Here is a 15,164-nt window from a genome sequence, read left to right on the forward strand (position 1 = left end):
ACCCGAGGCGCGGATCCGCCGGCGGCACCCCACATGCGCCGCGTCCGCGCGCCGAGCGTCATACCCAGATCCCCGGGGCCGGTCCATCGCCGCGTCGCGCCGTGTCGCGCCGCGGCGCGCCGCGGCGCGTTCGCGCGCCGCCCGTGGCCGCGTCAGGCGGCCTTCTGCGGCGTCGTGGAGGTGGGCGCCCCGCGCGCGTCCAGCGCGAGCTTGCTCGACAGCCACGCTCGCACAAGCTCGAGGTGGCGCGCCTCGTGCTGCTCGGCCACGCGGAACTCGGCCGCCATCTCGTCCTGACCGTACGCCGTCGCCAGGTCGATGAGCATGCGCCAGCTGTCGTTGTCCGTGAGCTCCGCGACGAGCAGCGCCTGGAGGCTCTGGCCGAAGCTGATCCTGGGCTCCACGGCGACGGCGAGCACGCCGGACGAGGCGAGGCCGATCATGTTGGCCCCGGGCGTCATCGCGGTCGGATCGGCGCCGAGCCGCTCCATCGCGCGCCGGAGCAGGTCGAAGTGCCTGAGCTCGTCGTCCCGGATCGCCTCGAGATCGGCGCGGCTCGGGCCTCCCTCGAAGCCGCCCTCCGCGTCGTACTTGGCGATCAGCGCCTCGTAGAGGCGCGTACCCGACCGCTCGAACTGGAGGCGCTCGCCCAGCTTGTCGATGAGGAGCGCCGGCGGCCTGCCCTGGATGAGCTCCCCGGCCGCCTTGACCATCCCCTTCAGGCTCGTCGGCGGCGGCACGCTCCCGACCGTGCCCGATTCCCGCGCGTACTCCGTCCTGACCGCCGCGGCGTCGGCCTCGCTCCCTGGCGAGCTCGGCGGGATCGCCTGCGCGGCCTCGATGAGCTCCTTGCTGTCGAGGGGCGAGGTCGCGATGCCCGTCATGTTGGTCCCGATCGTGATCTGCTTCATGGAGTCGCCTCCTTCTGTCCGTCGATCTTCTCGGCGCGCCGCGAGAGCTCGGTGCCCGGCGTGTACCGGTAGCCCGCGGCCACGATCTCGGAGGGAGAGCCGGCGGAGTTCATCTGCTGCCGGTAAGCGAGCGTCGCGGCGCTCTCCGGGATCACGTTCGGATCGACGATGTGCTCGCCGACGGCGCGGAGGTGCACCTCCCGCGAGAGCACGTCGCGCACGAACTGGCGGTGGCTCTTCTGCGACACCGGATCCGGCAGCGAGGCGGGCAGGATCTCGGCCGCGTCGCGCCGCTCGATGCGGCCCAGGTGCTCGATGGCGACGTGGAGCTGCCCGAGCTCGTAATCGAGGAACCGCTCCCAGATCCGCTTGAGGTGGGCGTTCTGCTCCTGCTGGAGGCAGCTCCAGTAGTTGTAGACCTCGTTGGCCTCGTGGAGGACCCACTTCTCGAGCCAGGTCTCGTCGGGGTCGATCATCGCCTCGTACTGGGTGACGTGCTGCTCCTCGATCGAGGCGATCTCGGCGTAGAGCAGCCGCGCCACCGGGTCGGTGAAGAACGGCCCGACGTTGACGTAGTAGTTGTGCGTCTGCTGCTCGGCGGCCATGATCGTGAGCGCGTTGAGCTTCGTGATCGGGCTCGCGGTCCTGCGGTCGTACGGCGCGCGCACGTCGTCCTCGGGGGCGCGGTGCTCCACCGCGGTCGGGCGCCCCGCCGTCACGTCGGTGTACGATTGCAGGAGGTTGTTCGAGTCCTTGCCTTCCAGGCGGTCGAGGAGCGCCGAGTAGCGATAGAGGTGGTCGTAGTCCTCGAGCATGCCGAAGCGATACACCTGCGCGAGGTACGGATCGGGCTCGGACAGGGCGGCGTGCGCGGTGATCTCGATGGCGACCTGCTCGTATCCGATGGTCGTCTCGAGCGGCGACTGGTCCGGCGGGTTGAGCCAGTTCACCAGCGTGACCTGGTGGTGGTCGACGCGCCGCACCTGGGCGAGCACGCGGCGGAGATCCCGGTTCACGCGCGCGAAGCTGTGCAGGAACCGCACGCTCTCGAGCTCGATGCCGTTCATCAGGATGACGCGGATCCGGCTGAAGGCGTCATCGTCGAGCTTGCTGTACGGTACCTGGACGAGATCGCGCCAGTTGAACGCCTGACGGTCGAGCGGAGTCCCCCGCTCCTTCAGGATATCAAGAGCCATGCTGCCCCTCCTCGCGCGTCGCGCCCGCACCTCGGCGAGCGACCGCTGAGCCGGTACCTGAGGCCGCCGTCACCGCACCGCAAGCGCGCGGATCGCGCAGAGGACGCGCGCGAGTCGGCAGATCGACCCGCCCTCGCGCCGCGCCCTGCGCGATGGCGTCATTCCGGGTCGTCCTGCGCGCTCCGGGCCGGGCCGTGCTAGGAGCCCTGGGTGATCTCGAGCAGCGTCCCGGATCTCCGGATCCGCACCCGCAACGCCATGCCCGTGCGCGAGGGCGGCGATCACGTCCTTTACTGGATGATCGCGAGTCGCCGGACACGCCACAATTTCGGCCTGGAGCGGGCGATCGCCTGGGCGGCGGAGCTCGATCGGCCGCTCGTCGTGCTCGAGGCGCTCCGGTGCGGCTACCGCTGGGCGAGCGACAGGCTCCATCGCTTCGTGATCGACGGCATGGCCGACAACGCGCGCCGCTTCGCGGCGGCGGGCGCGCTGTATCACCCTTACGTCGAGCCCGCCGACGGCGCCGGCAAGGGCCTGCTCGGCGCGCTCGCGGCGCGGGCGTGCGTGGTGGTGACGGACGATTATCCGTGCTTCTTTCTCCCCCGGATGGTCGCCTCGGCGGCGCGGCAGGTGCCGGTCCGCCTGGAGCAGGTGGACTCGAACGGTCTCCTTCCGGTCCGCGCGGCCGATCGGGTGTTCACGACGGCGCGCTCGTTCCGCATCTTCTGGCAGCGGGTGATCGGCGATCACCTCGGCGCGCTGCCCGCGGCCGATCCGCTGGACAAGGCGCGCCTCCGGCCGGCGGCCCCCCTCCCCCGCGCCATCGCGCGGCGGTGGCCCGCGGCCTCGCCGGCGCTGCTCGGGGGCGACCCGGCCGCGCTCGCCGCGCTCCCCATCGATCACGCCGTCCCGCCGGTCCCCCGCCGGGGCGGCCCGGTGGCGGCCGGCGAGGAGCTCGCGCGCTTCGTCGCGGAGCGGCTCCCGCGCTACCTGGAGGAGCGCGATCACCCGGACGCCGGCGCGGCGAGCGGCCTGTCGCCGTACCTGCACTTCGGCCACCTCGCGGCGCACGAGGTGTTCGCCGCGGTCGCCCGACGCGAGCGCTTCCGGCTCGATCGGCTCGGTGACGCGGAGGACCGCGAGAAGCGCCCGAGCGGCAGCCGCGAGGGGTTCTGGGGGATGAGCCCCTCGGCCGAGGCGTTCCTCGAGCAGCTCGTCACGTGGCGGGAGATCGGGTTCAACGCCTTCGCGCTCGGGGCGACCGAGGGCGACGGGCCGCGCCTCTCGTGGAAGCGCGACCCGACCGACTACGAGTCTCTCCCGGACTGGGCGCTCGCGACGCTGAAGAAGCACGAGCGCGACAGGCGCCCGCGCGTCTATTCGCTCGAGGCGCTCGCGGCCGCGGCGACCTACGACCGGATCTGGAACGCGTCGCAGGTCGAGCTCCTCCGCGAGGGGCGGATTCACAACTACCTGCGGATGCTCTGGGGCAAGAAGATCCTCGAGTGGTCGCCGACGCCGCGCGAGGCGCTTGCGGTGATGGTCGAGCTGAACGACCGGTATGCGCTCGACGGCCGCGATCCGAACTCGACCTCGGGGATCTTCTGGGTGCTCGGGCGCTACGATCGGGCCTGGGGTCCCGAGCGGGAGATCTTCGGCACGGTACGGTACATGTCCTCCGAGAACACCGCCCGGAAGCTGCACCTCAAGGAGTACCTGGCGCGGTATGCGCCGTAGCGTGCGCGCCCACCGCAGGCGCGGGGCGTGCGGCGCGGGGGCTGGCCCGCGGGGGCCGGCGCCGCCGTCGCGACGGGGTGCGTCGCCGGGCGGCGGCGCTGCCAGAGGGGCCGGCGGCGGCGCAGAGGGGCCGCGGGGAGCGGCGGCGGCGGCGCGGGGGTGCGCGCGGGGAGCGCCGCGGCGCGGGGGTGCGCGCGGGAGCGCCGCGGCGCCGGGGGTGCACGCGGGGTTCGACGCGGCCGCCGAGGTGAGCTATCGAGCGGGCGTGGAACTCCTCCGTGAATTTTTCAGCAGGCTGAGGGAGCTCGAGTCGCTCCTCGAGTGGGGCGGCTACCCCGTCCTGATGATCATCGTCTTTGCCGAGACGGGGCTGCTCATCGGGTTCTTCCTTCCCGGCGACTCGCTGCTCGTCACCGCCGGGGTGCTCGTCAACGCGGGGCTCATCAACCCGCTCAACCTGACGAACTTCCAGAACCTGCTCCTGATGAACGTCACGCTGATGGCCATGGCGATCATCGGCGACGCGGTGGGGTTCTCGATCGGCCGGCGCGCCGGGCCGAAGATCTTCACGCGCGAGCAGTCGCTCCTGTTCCGCAAGGATCACCTGATCGCGACGCAGAAGTTCTACGAGAAGCACGGCGGCAAGACGATCATCCTCGCGCGCTTCATGCCGTTCGCCCGGACGTTCGCGCCGGTCGTGGCGGGCGTGGGCCAGATGGCCTACCGCCGCTTCGCGATCTTCAACGTTGTTGGCGGCGTGCTCTGGGTCTCCTCGATGACCTTCCTCGGGTACTTCCTTGGCAAGGTCTTCGACGCGAAGCAGATCGAGCGGGTCGTTTACCTGATCATCTTCATCTCGGTGGCGCCTGTCATCTTCGGGGCCGTCAAGCACCGGCTCCAGCAGAAGAAGGGCGCCGAGCGGCTCGGCGCCGAGCCGTAGGCGAGGGCTCGGAGGGCCGGCCGGGACGTCTTGCAGAGCTGCCCGGCCCATGGAGAGGGAGTCCGTCGCGCGGCGCGGGGGCCCCGCCGGACTCGACTGAGATCTTCATGCTCCGGCCTTGCCGGAGCATGAAGATCGACTGGGCTCAACCATGGGCCCATCACCCGCGCCGCACGACGGACTCCCTCTCCATGGGCCTACCGTCGCATTCCTGGTGCCCCACTCACCACCGGTCCCCCACGCGCCATGCAGGAGCGGCGCAGGGGAGTGGCTTGACAGCAGAAGCGCAGGGGAGTGAGGCTGTAGGAGATGCTGAGCAGGACCTGGACGAACGCCGGATGGGCCGGCGTGCTAGCTGCGGCTGTCGTAGGCGGAGGGTGCGCGCAGATCCTCGGGGCGGACTGGGACGGCTATACGCTGGGCGACGGCAGCGCAGGCGTGGGACCGAGCAGCGGAACGACAAACACCGGGGGGAGGGACGACACCGGATCGAGCAGCGGAGAGAGCTCTGGAAGCGGAGGTGGCGCCGGGCCCGGTAGCGGCGGGGCGGGCGACGGCGGCGCCGGGCCGGGCAGCGGCGCAACGAGCTCCGCCGCCGCAAGCTCCGCGGCGGCCGGAGGAGGCTCCGGCCCGGGAGCGCTGCCGCCGAGCTGCGGCGGCGCGAGCGAGTCCGGTACGGGGCCGCTGTGCGGACGCGAAGACTCCACGAGCTGCTGCGATAGCCGGAAAGTGGATGGCGGCACATTCGCTCGCACCTACGATGACGGGAGGGGCGGGCCGGACCATGCGACGGTCGGCGACTATTACCTGGACAGGTTCGAAGTCACCGTGGAGCGGTTTCGAGCATTCGTGGATGCGGGGCGAGGAACACGGGCGACCGCACCATCGGAAGGCGACGGAACACACCCGAGAATTCCACGGAGTGGATGGAAGTCAGCATGGAACATGCACCTTCCGGCGAGCACGGGGGATTTGAAAGATAGCCTCATGTGCAACGCCCCGGATGCGGGCCTGTGGACATGGACGGATACCCCCGGACCAAACGAGAAACGGCCAATCAGCTGCCTGACGTGGTACGAGGCCTTCGCGTTCTGCGTCTGGGATGGGGGACGCCTGCCGACGGAGGCGGAGTGGGCCTACGCGGCGGCCGGAGGGGACGCGCAGCGGCAGTACCCGTGGGGCTCGGGGATCGGCGATTCGCGCGCGCTGTACGGCTGCCGCGGAGATGGGGATCTCGGCGCTGCGTGCACGAGAGGCGACCTGCTGGAGGTTGGATCGAAATCCACGGATGGAGATGGGCTATGGGGTCAATCGGATCTGGCGGGGAGCTTGCGGGAATGGGTGCTGGACTCGTACGACCCTGGTATCCCGGCGCTGTCTTCCTACACGAACCCGTGCACCGATTGCGCCCAGCTCGCTGATGCCCCTTACCGGGTCAACCGTGGCGGGAGCTACAAGGCATCCGCACTGAGCGCACGGGCGGTCAGGCGCAATCATGCGCTTGCGCGCTCCGCGGACACCTACCACGGCGTCCGCTGCGCGAGGGATCTCTGAAGCCGGCGCACCGCCCGGCGCCGCGCCCGCGGCAGGCGCCCTTCCCTCCCTGATCGCTCCTCCCGTCGCGATCGCTCCGCCGGCATCACGGCTCCTCCCAGCGCTCCGCGGCCGCCGTCCGGCCCCGCCCACCACCGCAGCGCCGCAACCCCGGCCATCTCTCCGAGGACCGTCCGCCCCGCGCACTTCGAAGGTCGCCCGCGTCCCGTACTCCGAAGGTCCCCCGCCTCTTGTACTCCGCGCCACCGCCCGGCTACCCTCTCCTCCCACCATGCCGCAGCAGCCCGTCGTCCCCGCCGGCGTCCCCGCTCCCGGCGACGTCCTCGCGGGCAAGTACCGCATCGAGCGCGTCCTCGGCGCCGGCGGTATGGGCGTGGTCCTCGCGGCGTGGCACCTCGTCCTGGAGCGCCGCGTCGCCGTCAAGTTCCTCCTCCCGGAGGCAGCCGCGCTGCCCGACGCCAGCGCCCGCTTCCTCCGCGAGGCCCGCGCCGCCGCCGCCCTCGACGGACAGCACATCGCGCGTGTCATCGACGTCGGCACGCTCGACTCGGGCGCAGCCTACATGGTCCTGGAGTACCTGACCGGCGACGATCTCGGCCAGGTGCTCCAGAACCGCGGCCCCCTCCCGCTCGCCGAGGCCGCCGACTACCTCCTCCAGGCCTGCGAGGCGATCGCCGAGGCCCACGCGCGCGGCATCATCCACCGCGACCTCAAACCGAAGAACCTCTTCCTCACCCGCCGCCCCGACGGGACTCCGCTCCTCAAGGTCCTCGACTTCGGTCTGTCGAAGTTCATCGCCACCGGCGACTCCGTCAAGGAAGCGAGCCTGACCGCGACGGGCCTCATCATGGGCTCCATTCATTACATGTCGCCCGAGCAGATCCGCAGCCTGAAGTATGCGGATATTCGCACCGACATCTGGGCCCTCGGCGTGATCCTGTATCGAATGCTCACCGGGCGGCACCCATTCGAGGGCGACAGCATCACCGCGGTCACGGCGGCCATCATGATGGACACGCCCACCCCCGTCCTGACGCTGCGGCCGGATCTGCCGCAGGCCGTGGGGGCGCTCGTGAGCCGGTGCCTCGCGAAGGACCCGGCGGCCCGCGTCCAGAGCGTGACCGAGATCGCCCGAGTGCTCGCGCCCTTCGGCACGCATCGCGCGAGGCTCTCGCTCGAGAGCATCGACCGGATCCTGCCGGAGCCCGCTACCCGCGCCGGATACCCGCCGGCCCCCGGGTCCCCCGGCGCGCTCGGCGCGTCGTCGCCCTCGTGGGGCGAAGCGCCCGTCGTGCCCGAGGCCACGACCGCTCCCATGCCGGCTCCCCCGGGCGCGCCATCGTCGCCCAGCAGCGAGGCGGCGGGGACTGCGCACGCGACGCTGCCGCACGCTTCCTGGGGCAACACAACGCGGAGCCGTGCGCCCCGCAGCCGCGTGGCGCTGCTCGCCGGCGCCGCCGGCGCGCTCGTCGTGGCCGGGTTCTTCCTGGCGTGGCGCCTCACGACGAGCGTGTCCGTGGGCGGCGGCGCGCCCGTCGTGTCGAGCGCAGCGCCCGAGGCCGCGTCGGCGTCCCCCGCCGCGGCGGCTCCGGTGACGGTGACCCCCACCGAGACCGCGCCCCCTGCGCCTCCGGCGAACCCCGAGCCCACCCAGAGCGCCTCTGCCGCACCCGCGCCGACGCCGGCGGCTCCGTCCACGAAGCCAGCACCGGTGAAGGCGAAGCCGACGGCGATCGTCAAGGCGCCGACTCCGCCGAGACAGCCTCCTCCGGCGAACAGCCCACCCAAGACGCCCAGCAACCCTCGGGGTATCTACGAGTGAGACGAACAAGAGACCTTGCCGCAGCACGCTGCGCGCTGTCGCTCGCTGTCCTCGGCGCCATGAGCGGCGCGGCGTCCGCGCAGCAGCCCAAAGCCCCGAAGGACGAGGCGTACGAGCTCTTCCAGCAGGGCGTCGCGCTGGCGGAGGCGCGCGACTGCCCGCGTGCGATTCCGCTCTTCCTCAAGAGCCAGGAGATCCATCCGGCCCGCGGCACCCTGTACAACCTGGCGCTGTGCGAGAGGGAGATCGGGCGGGTGGCGAGCGCATGGCGGCACTTCAACGAGCTGCTGCCGCAGCTGCAGCCCGGCGATCCCCGCCTGCCCAGCACGAAGCAGGAGCTCACGGCGCTCGCGCCGCGGCTGCCCAGGCTCGTCATCGAGCTCGCGCAGGGCGCGCCCGCGCCGGCGGAGCTGCGCATCGACCGAGCGCCGCTGCCGCAAGGCAGCGTCGGCGCCGAGCTCCCGGTCGATCCCGGGGACCACGTGGTCGTCGTCAGGTGGGCAGACGGCCGGCAGACCGAGGCGCGCGTGTCGCTCGAGGAAGGGGCGCGCGAGAACGTCCACCTCGATCCGCCGCCGGCCGCCGCCGCGCCGCCGCCGACGACGCCTGACATGTCCGCCGCGCCGCAGGCCCCCTCGCCTCCCCCGCATACCGCGCCCGCGCCCCCTTCCAGCGGGAGGCGCACGCTCGCCTTCGTGATCGGCGGCGTCGGCGTCGCGGCCCTGGGCGGGAGCCTCATCACGGGCGGGCTGGCGCTCGGCACGAAGGGCGAGCTCGAGGACGAATGCCCGACGCCGTCGCAGTGCAGCGACCACGGCATGTCCCTCAGGTCACGGGGTCAGACGCTCACCACCACGGGCACCGTGCTCGGCGTCCTCGGGCTCGCCGGCATCGGCGCTGGCGTGGTGCTCCTCCTCACGGCGCCGGAGCAGGGCACCTCGGTCGCCCTCGCGCCGGCGATCCTGCCGGGCGGCGGCGGCGCGCTGCTGCGCAGCCGCTTCTGAGCGCCGGGGCCTGCGCGGCGGGCGGGCAGGCAGCCTCGATCTTCAATCATTTCCGCCACTTATTGGCAAACGCAAAAAAGATCGCCCCGCGTGTCGATCCCGCGTACCCCCGTTCGTCGTGACGGTGAAGCCAGGGTTCACCCCGGGCCAGAGACCCTCCGGAGCCCAGCTCCAGACACCCACCCAAGGAGACACGACCATGCGATTCATGATCATCGTCAAGGCCACGAAGGACAGCGAAGCGGGCGTCATGCCGAACGAGCAGCTCCTCACCGAGATGGGGAAGTACAACGAGGAGCTGGTCAAGGCCGGCATCATGGTCGCGGGCGACGGCCTCCACCCGAGCGCGAAGGGCGCGCGCGTCCGGTTCTCGGGCGACAAGCGGACCGTCATCGACGGGCCCTTCGCCGAGACGAAGGAGCTGATCGCCGGCTACTGGATCTGGGAGGTGAAGTCGAAGGAAGAGGCCATCGCGTGGGTGAAGCGCTGCCCGAACCCGATGCTCGAGGACTCCGAGATCGAGATTCGCCAGGTGTTCACGGCCGACGACTTCGGCCCTGCGCTCACGCCCGAGCTCCGCGAGCAGGAGGATCGCCTGCGCGCGCAGACCGAGGAGCGCCTGCGCGCGGAGTCGTCCGGCAAGCAGTAGCCTCGGCGCGCGGCGTCGCGCCGGCGCAGGGTGGCTCCCGCCCGCGGAGAGGCCTCCCGGCGGACAGAGGGCTTGCGCCCGCGGCGGATGGTGCTCTGATCGGTCGCCGTGACGGCCCCCGAGGTGCATCGCGCGATCCACGCGGTCTTCCGGATCGAATCGCCCCGGCTCATCGCCGGCCTCGCGCGCATGGTGCGCGACGTGGGCCTCGCCGAGGAGCTCGCGCAGGACGCGCTCGTCGCCGCGCTGGAGCGGTGGCCCGAGTCGGGCGTCCCGGACAACCCGGGCGCCTGGCTCATGGCCACCGCGAAGCGCCGCGCCATCGACGAGCTCCGCCGGAACAAGCGGCTCGAGCGCAAGCACGAGGAGCTCGGCCACGCGATCGAGGCCCAGCAGGCGCAGGCCGCGCCGGATCTCGACGCCGCGCTCGACGACGACGTCGGCGACGACCTCCTGCGCCTCGTGTTCACGGCGTGCCACCCGGTCCTCTCGACCGAGGCGCAGGTGGCGCTCACCCTCCGCCTGCTCGGCGGCCTGACGACCGACGAGATCGCGCGCGCGTTCCTCGTCCCGGAGCCGACCGTCGCGCAGCGCATCGTCCGGGCCAAGCGGGCCCTCGCCGAGGCGCGCGTCCCCTTCGAGGTCCCGCGCGGGGACGAGCTCGCCCCCCGCCTGTCGTCGGTGCTCCAGGTCATCTACCTCGTCTTCAACGAGGGCTACTCGGCGACGGCGGGCGACGACTGGATGCGCCCCGCGCTCTGCGAGGACGCGCTCCGGCTCGGCCGCATCCTCGCCGAGCTCGTCCCGAAGGAGCCCGAGGTCCACGGCCTCGTCGCGCTCATGGAGATCCAGGCGTCGCGGTCCAGGGCGCGGGTCGGTCCGTCGGGGGAGCCCATCCTGCTCCTGGAGCAGAACCGCGCGCTCTGGGATCACCTGCTCATCCGCCGCGGCCTCGCGGCCCTCGAGCGCGCCGAGGCGCTCGGCGGCGCGCTCGGCCCGTACGCGCTCCAGGCCGCGATCGCCGCGTGCCACGCGCGCGCGCGCGCCGCGGAGGAGACGGACTGGGCGCGCATCGCGGCGCTCTATGCGGCGCTCGCCCGCGTCACGCCGTCCCCGGTCGTCGAGCTGAACCGCGCCGTCGCGCTCTCGATGGCGTCCGGCCCGGCGGCGGGGCTCGCGGTCGTCGACGCGCTGATGTCGGAGCGCTCCCTCGCGAGCTACCACCTCCTGCCGAGCGTGCGCGGCGACCTGCTCGCGAAGCTCGGCCGCCTCGACGAGGCCCGCGCGGAGTTCGAGCGGGCGGCGTCGCTCACGCGCAACGCGCGCGAGCGCGCGCTGCTCCTCGAGCGCGCCGCCGGGTGCGCGCGCGGCCCGGCAGCGCCGCCGCGGTGACCGAGGCGCGCGGCCCGAGGGGGCGCCCCCGGGAGGCGGGCTCTGCGCCGCCGCCGCCCCGCCGGGCAGCGGCGCCGCGGATCAGCCGCGATCGACCGCCGCCGCGAACGCCTCCGCGCTCGCCGCCGTCGCCGCGCTGGTCAGCCAGCGCTCCAGCGCCGCCGGCTGCTCGCACGCGAGCACCCGGGCCCGCACCGCCTCCGGCACCGCGAGCCCCCTGGCCGAGAGCACCGCGAGGATCGCGCGCGCCTGCGTGCGCGCCTGCGTGCGCGCCTCCACCCACTCGTCCGTGAACCGCGACGCGTCGCGCTCCTCGAACAGCGCCGCGACCGGCACGGCGCCGAGGCCGTGCTTGCCCAGCTCCGGCAGGAGCGGCACCTCCGCGCCCGGCCGGTAGGTGATCGACGCCGTCCCCGGCCGCACGACCTCGAGCTCCCGCCGCTCCGCGTGCGCGATCCACACCCAGGGCCACTCGTGCTCCAGGTAGAGCTTCACCTTCTCCTCGAGGTAGCGCCGCGACTGCGTGCCCCGGATCTCCACGGCCAGCACCGGCGTGCCGCGGTAGGCGTCGTTCCGCGGCGACGAGAGGTCGCCGACGACCACCACGTCCGGCGCCCGGAGCGACGGCCCCCCCGGGTCGCTGAGGTCGCAATAGACATCCGTCATGACCGTGAGCCCCTCGCGCGCGTGCGTCCGGAAGAGCGCGGCGATGAGGGCCATCACGATGCCGTGGATATCCTTGCTCCCCATCTGCTCTATCAGCTCTCCGCGGTGCAGCTCCCACGGGCTGCCGTCGTAGCAGTCGGCCTCGGTGCCCAGCCGCCGGCCGGTCGGGCCGAAGTCTCGCAGCTCGATCGGCCCCGTGTCGCGGGGCGGACGGGGCAGCAAGCCGTTCGTACGTGCCGTCATGGCCGCCAGCATAGCACGCGCCCCGCCCCGGCCCGCGCGCGGCGGCCCGGGGCACGCCGGTCCGGGCGGCCCGCGGGAGGCCGCCCCGCCCCCGGCGCGCCTCAGGCCGCGAGCTTCTGGTCCGCGACGTCGAGCGCCGCGTCGAGCGCCGCGATCCCCTCGTCGATCTCCGCCTCGCTGATGATGAGCGGCGGCGCCACGAGCAGGTGGCTCACCCACCCCATGACGGACACGCCGCGCTTCGCCGCCTCGGCGACCACCGCGTCGACGACCAGCGGCCGCCGGGCCGCCTTGTCCTGCGGGACGTTGAACGGCTCCTTCGTCGCGCGATCCTTCACGAGCTCCACCGCCCAGAACAGGCCGATCCCGCGCACGTCGCCGATCGAGGGGTGCTTCTCCTTCAGGGCGCGGAGCTTCTCGCCCACGATCGCCCCCATCTTCGTCGCGCGGTTCAGGAGATCCAGCCGGCGATACTCGTCGATCGCCGCGATCACGGGGGCCAGCGTGAGCGGGTGGGCCTCGTAGGTGTGGCCGTGCGCGAACATGTTGTCGTCGAAGTAGTCCGCGATCGCGCGCGAGGTCGCGACGACCCCGAGCGGCGCGGCCGCGTTCGTCACGCCCTTCGCGGTCGTCAGGATGTCCGGGGTGACGCCCCAGTGCTCGACGGCGAACCACTTTCCGGTCCTGCCCCAGCCGCTCATCACCTCGTCCGCGATGAGGAGCACGCCGCGCTTGCGCGCGACCTCCGCGATCCGCGGCAGGTAGTCGGCCGGCGGGATGAGCACGCCGTTCGTGCCGACGATCGGCTCGACGAGCACCGCCGCCACGTTCTCCTCGTGGTCGATCATGTAGGCCAGGTAGTCGGCGCAGGCGACGCCGCACTCGGGGTGGGTCCGGCCGAGCGGGCAGCGGTAGCAGTTCACCTCGGGGCCGAACACGACGCCCGGGATCTTGCCCGCCGGCTCGATGAACCAGCGGCGGAAGTCGCCCGTCGCCGCGACAGAGCCCGCCGTCGAGCCGTGGTACGACGTGTAGCGCGCGATGATCTTGTGCTTGCCCGTGTAGAGCCGCGCCATCTTGAACGCCGCCTCGTTCGCCTCGGTGCCCGACGTCGCGAAGAAGAACTTGTCGAGCCCCTTCGGCATCACCTCGAGCAGCTTCTGCGCCGCCCTGGCCCGCACCTCGCAGGTGTGCGCGGGGCTGATGTAGGCGAGCTGCCTCGCCTGCGCGCAGATGGCCTCGATCACGGCCTCGTTCTGGTGGCCGAGGTTCGAGCAGATGAGCTGGGAGGACAGGTCCAGGTAGCGCTTGCCGGCCGCGTCCCAGAAGGCGCAGCCCTCCGCGCGGGTGACGTGGATCGGCTTCCAGCCGCGCTGGGCGCGCCAGGTGCCGTACGTGTGCTTCGTTGTCAGCTCGACGATGTCATCGCTCATGGCAACCTTCGCGGTTCGAGGAGGCGTCCAGCGTAGAGGGTGAGCCGACCTCCTCGCACGCGATTTTCCCCGCGCCGCTCGCCCGCTACCGCTCCGGGCGGCGCGCCCTCGCGCAGCGTCGCGCCGTGGGCGCCGTCGCGGTCGTCACGGAGCCCGGACCACCCGAGCGCCCTCGGCGTGCTGCACGAGATCGTTTAGAACGCACGCCGTGGTCCGTCCTTGTCGCCTCGCTTTCGCGCCGCTCGCCCTCTCGTTCGCGCTCCTCGCCTCCCCGGCGGGCGCCCAGATCGTCAACGTCCACCCGCTGGTCGCTGCCAACGGGGGCAAGGACGGGCTCGCCGTCACCGTCGAGGGCTCGGCCGACATCCGGACCGGCAACACGCGCCTCACGGCGCTGAGCGGCAGCACCATCGCGGGGTACCGCGCTGGCCGGCACCAGGTCTTCCTCATGGCCCGCGCCGAGTTCTCCGAGGAGAACGGCGACCCGATCGTCGACAAGGACCTCGAGCACCTCCGGTACCGGATCTCGATCACCGGCCCGCTCGAGGCCGAGGCGTTCGTCCAGCACGACCGGGACGACTTCCGGCGGCTCGCGCTGCGGGCGCTCGTCGGCGCCGGGCCGCGGCTCCGCGTCGCGCCCTTCCAGGGGTTCGAGGCCGCCGCCAGCGTGGCCCTCATGATCGAGCACGAGCAGCTCGCGTCGGGCCCGGAGCCGGACGCGGGCGCGCGGGTGACCGACGCGCGGCTGTCGGCCTACCTCGTCCTCTCGTCGTCGGTCACGCCCCACCTCAAGCTCGGCAACACCTTCTACGTTCAGCCGCGGCTCGACCGTCCCGGGGACGTGCGCGTGCTCAGCGAGACATCGATCCTCGCGACAGCGACGAAGCACCTCTCCCTCAAGATGTCGTTCGGCTCGGCCTACGACGCCGCGCCGCCCGCGGGCGTCGCCCCGCTCGACGCCGCGCTGAAGAGCACGCTCCAGGTGAGCTTCTGATCCGCCGCGCGGCCGCGCGCGGACCGGCCGGCGGCCTCAGCGCGCCGTTGCGCCCTCCGCCTGCGCCACGTCCCGGAGGCGGGCGACGCGGTACTCCAGCCGGGAGATGACCTCCTCCTTCGTCGCGCCCTCGCCCACGTCCATCAGCACCTTCTGACACATCGCGCACATCTCCAGGAGGTGGGCCCGGAGAGCCTCGGGGGTGCACTTGCCGCCCCTCAGCTCGTCGAGCCGCCTCGCGAGCCCCTCCGTCTCGTTGCCCGCCTGCGCCGGATCCCCGGCGGCCGCCGGGTCGTTCCATCGCGCCGAGCTGGCCCCGCACAGGAAACACGCACCCCCTTCGATAGGCTTTTGCAGCATGGCTCTCCTCGCGCCTCCTCGCGCCGTGGGTATGGAAGGACATCCTGGAGCCGCTCGCCCGGATCACAAGCCGGCCAGCTCGCAGCTCTCCAGGTCTCCGGCTCTCCGGGGCGGCGCGCCGGCCCGCTGGCCGCCGAGCCCGCCACCGCGCCGCCCCGCGACGTCGAAGCGCCGGTCGAGGCGGGCGCGGCCGTAGAGCTGCCGCGCGGGGACACGTCCTCGAATAATGATCACGTTGATCGAGCGAGAGATGAACCGCCAAG

Annotated in this window: 14 protein-coding genes; 8 read left to right on the forward strand and 6 right to left on the reverse strand. The window is 72.5% G+C overall.

Annotation, left to right across the window (positions count from 1 at the left end):
- Nucleotides 1–152: 152 nt before the first annotated feature.
- Together WMF24_RS33540 and WMF24_RS33545 are read right to left on the reverse strand one after the other, a co-directional pair.
- Entirely contained in the window at nucleotides 153–911 is a 759-nt protein-coding gene (locus WMF24_RS33540) for a ferritin-like domain-containing protein (RefSeq protein ID WP_437731509.1), read from the reverse strand.
- On the reverse strand, nucleotides 908–2,107 hold the full coding sequence (locus tag WMF24_RS33545; RefSeq protein ID WP_437731510.1) for a hypothetical protein: 1,200 nt from the start codon (nucleotides 2,105–2,107) through the stop codon (nucleotides 908–910). The genes WMF24_RS33540 and WMF24_RS33545 overlap by 4 nt, the downstream gene beginning before the upstream one ends.
- Before the next feature lie 210 nt (nucleotides 2,108–2,317).
- Between WMF24_RS33545 and WMF24_RS33550 the strand changes: the two genes are divergently transcribed.
- The 7 genes from WMF24_RS33550 (at nucleotide 2,318) to WMF24_RS33580 (ending at nucleotide 11,205) form a co-directional block, all read left to right on the forward strand.
- The gene (locus WMF24_RS33550) at nucleotides 2,318–3,844 is read left to right on the forward strand and encodes a deoxyribodipyrimidine photolyase (protein ID WP_437731511.1); all 1,527 of its coding nucleotides are present in this window, start codon (nucleotides 2,318–2,320) and stop codon (nucleotides 3,842–3,844) included.
- Nucleotides 3,845–4,061: 217 nt separating this feature from the next.
- Nucleotides 4,062–4,784 (forward strand): VTT domain-containing protein, encoded by a 723-nt coding sequence (locus WMF24_RS33555; RefSeq protein WP_437731512.1) that lies wholly within the window; start codon nucleotides 4,062–4,064, stop codon nucleotides 4,782–4,784.
- Between the two features lie 309 nt (nucleotides 4,785–5,093).
- The gene (locus tag WMF24_RS33560; protein ID WP_437731513.1) at nucleotides 5,094–6,338 is read left to right on the forward strand and encodes a formylglycine-generating enzyme family protein; all 1,245 of its coding nucleotides are present in this window, start codon (nucleotides 5,094–5,096) and stop codon (nucleotides 6,336–6,338) included.
- A gap of 271 nt (nucleotides 6,339–6,609) precedes the next feature.
- Nucleotides 6,610–8,160, forward strand: a complete 1,551-nt coding sequence (locus WMF24_RS33565) for a serine/threonine-protein kinase (RefSeq protein WP_437731514.1) — start codon at nucleotides 6,610–6,612, stop codon at nucleotides 8,158–8,160.
- 59 nt (nucleotides 8,161–8,219) lie between these two features.
- A complete protein-coding gene (locus tag WMF24_RS33570) occupies nucleotides 8,220–9,164 on the forward strand; it encodes a tetratricopeptide repeat protein (protein ID WP_437731515.1) in 945 nt (314 codons plus the stop codon).
- A gap of 199 nt (nucleotides 9,165–9,363) precedes the next feature.
- Entirely contained in the window at nucleotides 9,364–9,813 is a 450-nt protein-coding gene (locus tag WMF24_RS33575) for a YciI family protein (protein WP_437731516.1), read from the forward strand.
- Nucleotides 9,814–9,921: 108 nt separating this feature from the next.
- The gene (locus WMF24_RS33580; protein ID WP_437731517.1) at nucleotides 9,922–11,205 is read left to right on the forward strand and encodes an RNA polymerase sigma factor; all 1,284 of its coding nucleotides are present in this window, start codon (nucleotides 9,922–9,924) and stop codon (nucleotides 11,203–11,205) included.
- An 81-nt stretch (nucleotides 11,206–11,286) separates the two neighbouring features.
- Here WMF24_RS33580 and WMF24_RS33585 read toward each other — a convergent pair whose 3' ends face one another.
- Complete coding sequence (locus WMF24_RS33585) at nucleotides 11,287–12,114, reverse strand: Uma2 family endonuclease (RefSeq protein ID WP_437731518.1); 828 nt, start codon at nucleotides 12,112–12,114, stop codon at nucleotides 11,287–11,289.
- Nucleotides 12,115–12,215: 101 nt separating this feature from the next.
- Nucleotides 12,216–13,547, reverse strand: a complete 1,332-nt coding sequence (locus WMF24_RS33590) for an aminotransferase family protein (protein WP_437731519.1) — start codon at nucleotides 13,545–13,547, stop codon at nucleotides 12,216–12,218.
- Between the two features lie 208 nt (nucleotides 13,548–13,755).
- Here WMF24_RS33590 and WMF24_RS33595 point away from each other — a divergent pair, with 208 nt between their 5' ends.
- Nucleotides 13,756–14,541 carry a DUF481 domain-containing protein gene (locus tag WMF24_RS33595; RefSeq protein ID WP_437731520.1) on the forward strand — a complete coding sequence of 262 codons (786 nt, stop codon included), beginning with the start codon at nucleotides 13,756–13,758 and terminating at the stop codon, nucleotides 14,539–14,541.
- 36 nt (nucleotides 14,542–14,577) lie between these two features.
- Here WMF24_RS33595 and WMF24_RS33600 read toward each other — a convergent pair whose 3' ends face one another.
- Complete coding sequence (locus WMF24_RS33600) at nucleotides 14,578–14,901, reverse strand: hypothetical protein (RefSeq protein WP_437731521.1); 324 nt, start codon at nucleotides 14,899–14,901, stop codon at nucleotides 14,578–14,580.
- A gap of 63 nt (nucleotides 14,902–14,964) precedes the next feature.
- The gene (locus WMF24_RS33605) at nucleotides 14,965–15,135 is read right to left on the reverse strand and encodes a hypothetical protein (RefSeq protein ID WP_437731522.1); all 171 of its coding nucleotides are present in this window, start codon (nucleotides 15,133–15,135) and stop codon (nucleotides 14,965–14,967) included.
- Nucleotides 15,136–15,164 lie beyond the last annotated feature (29 nt).

Origin of the sequence: Sorangium sp. So ce1335 (assembly GCF_051521615.1) — a bacterium.
Lineage (GTDB): Bacteria > Myxococcota_A > Polyangia > Polyangiales > Polyangiaceae > Sorangium.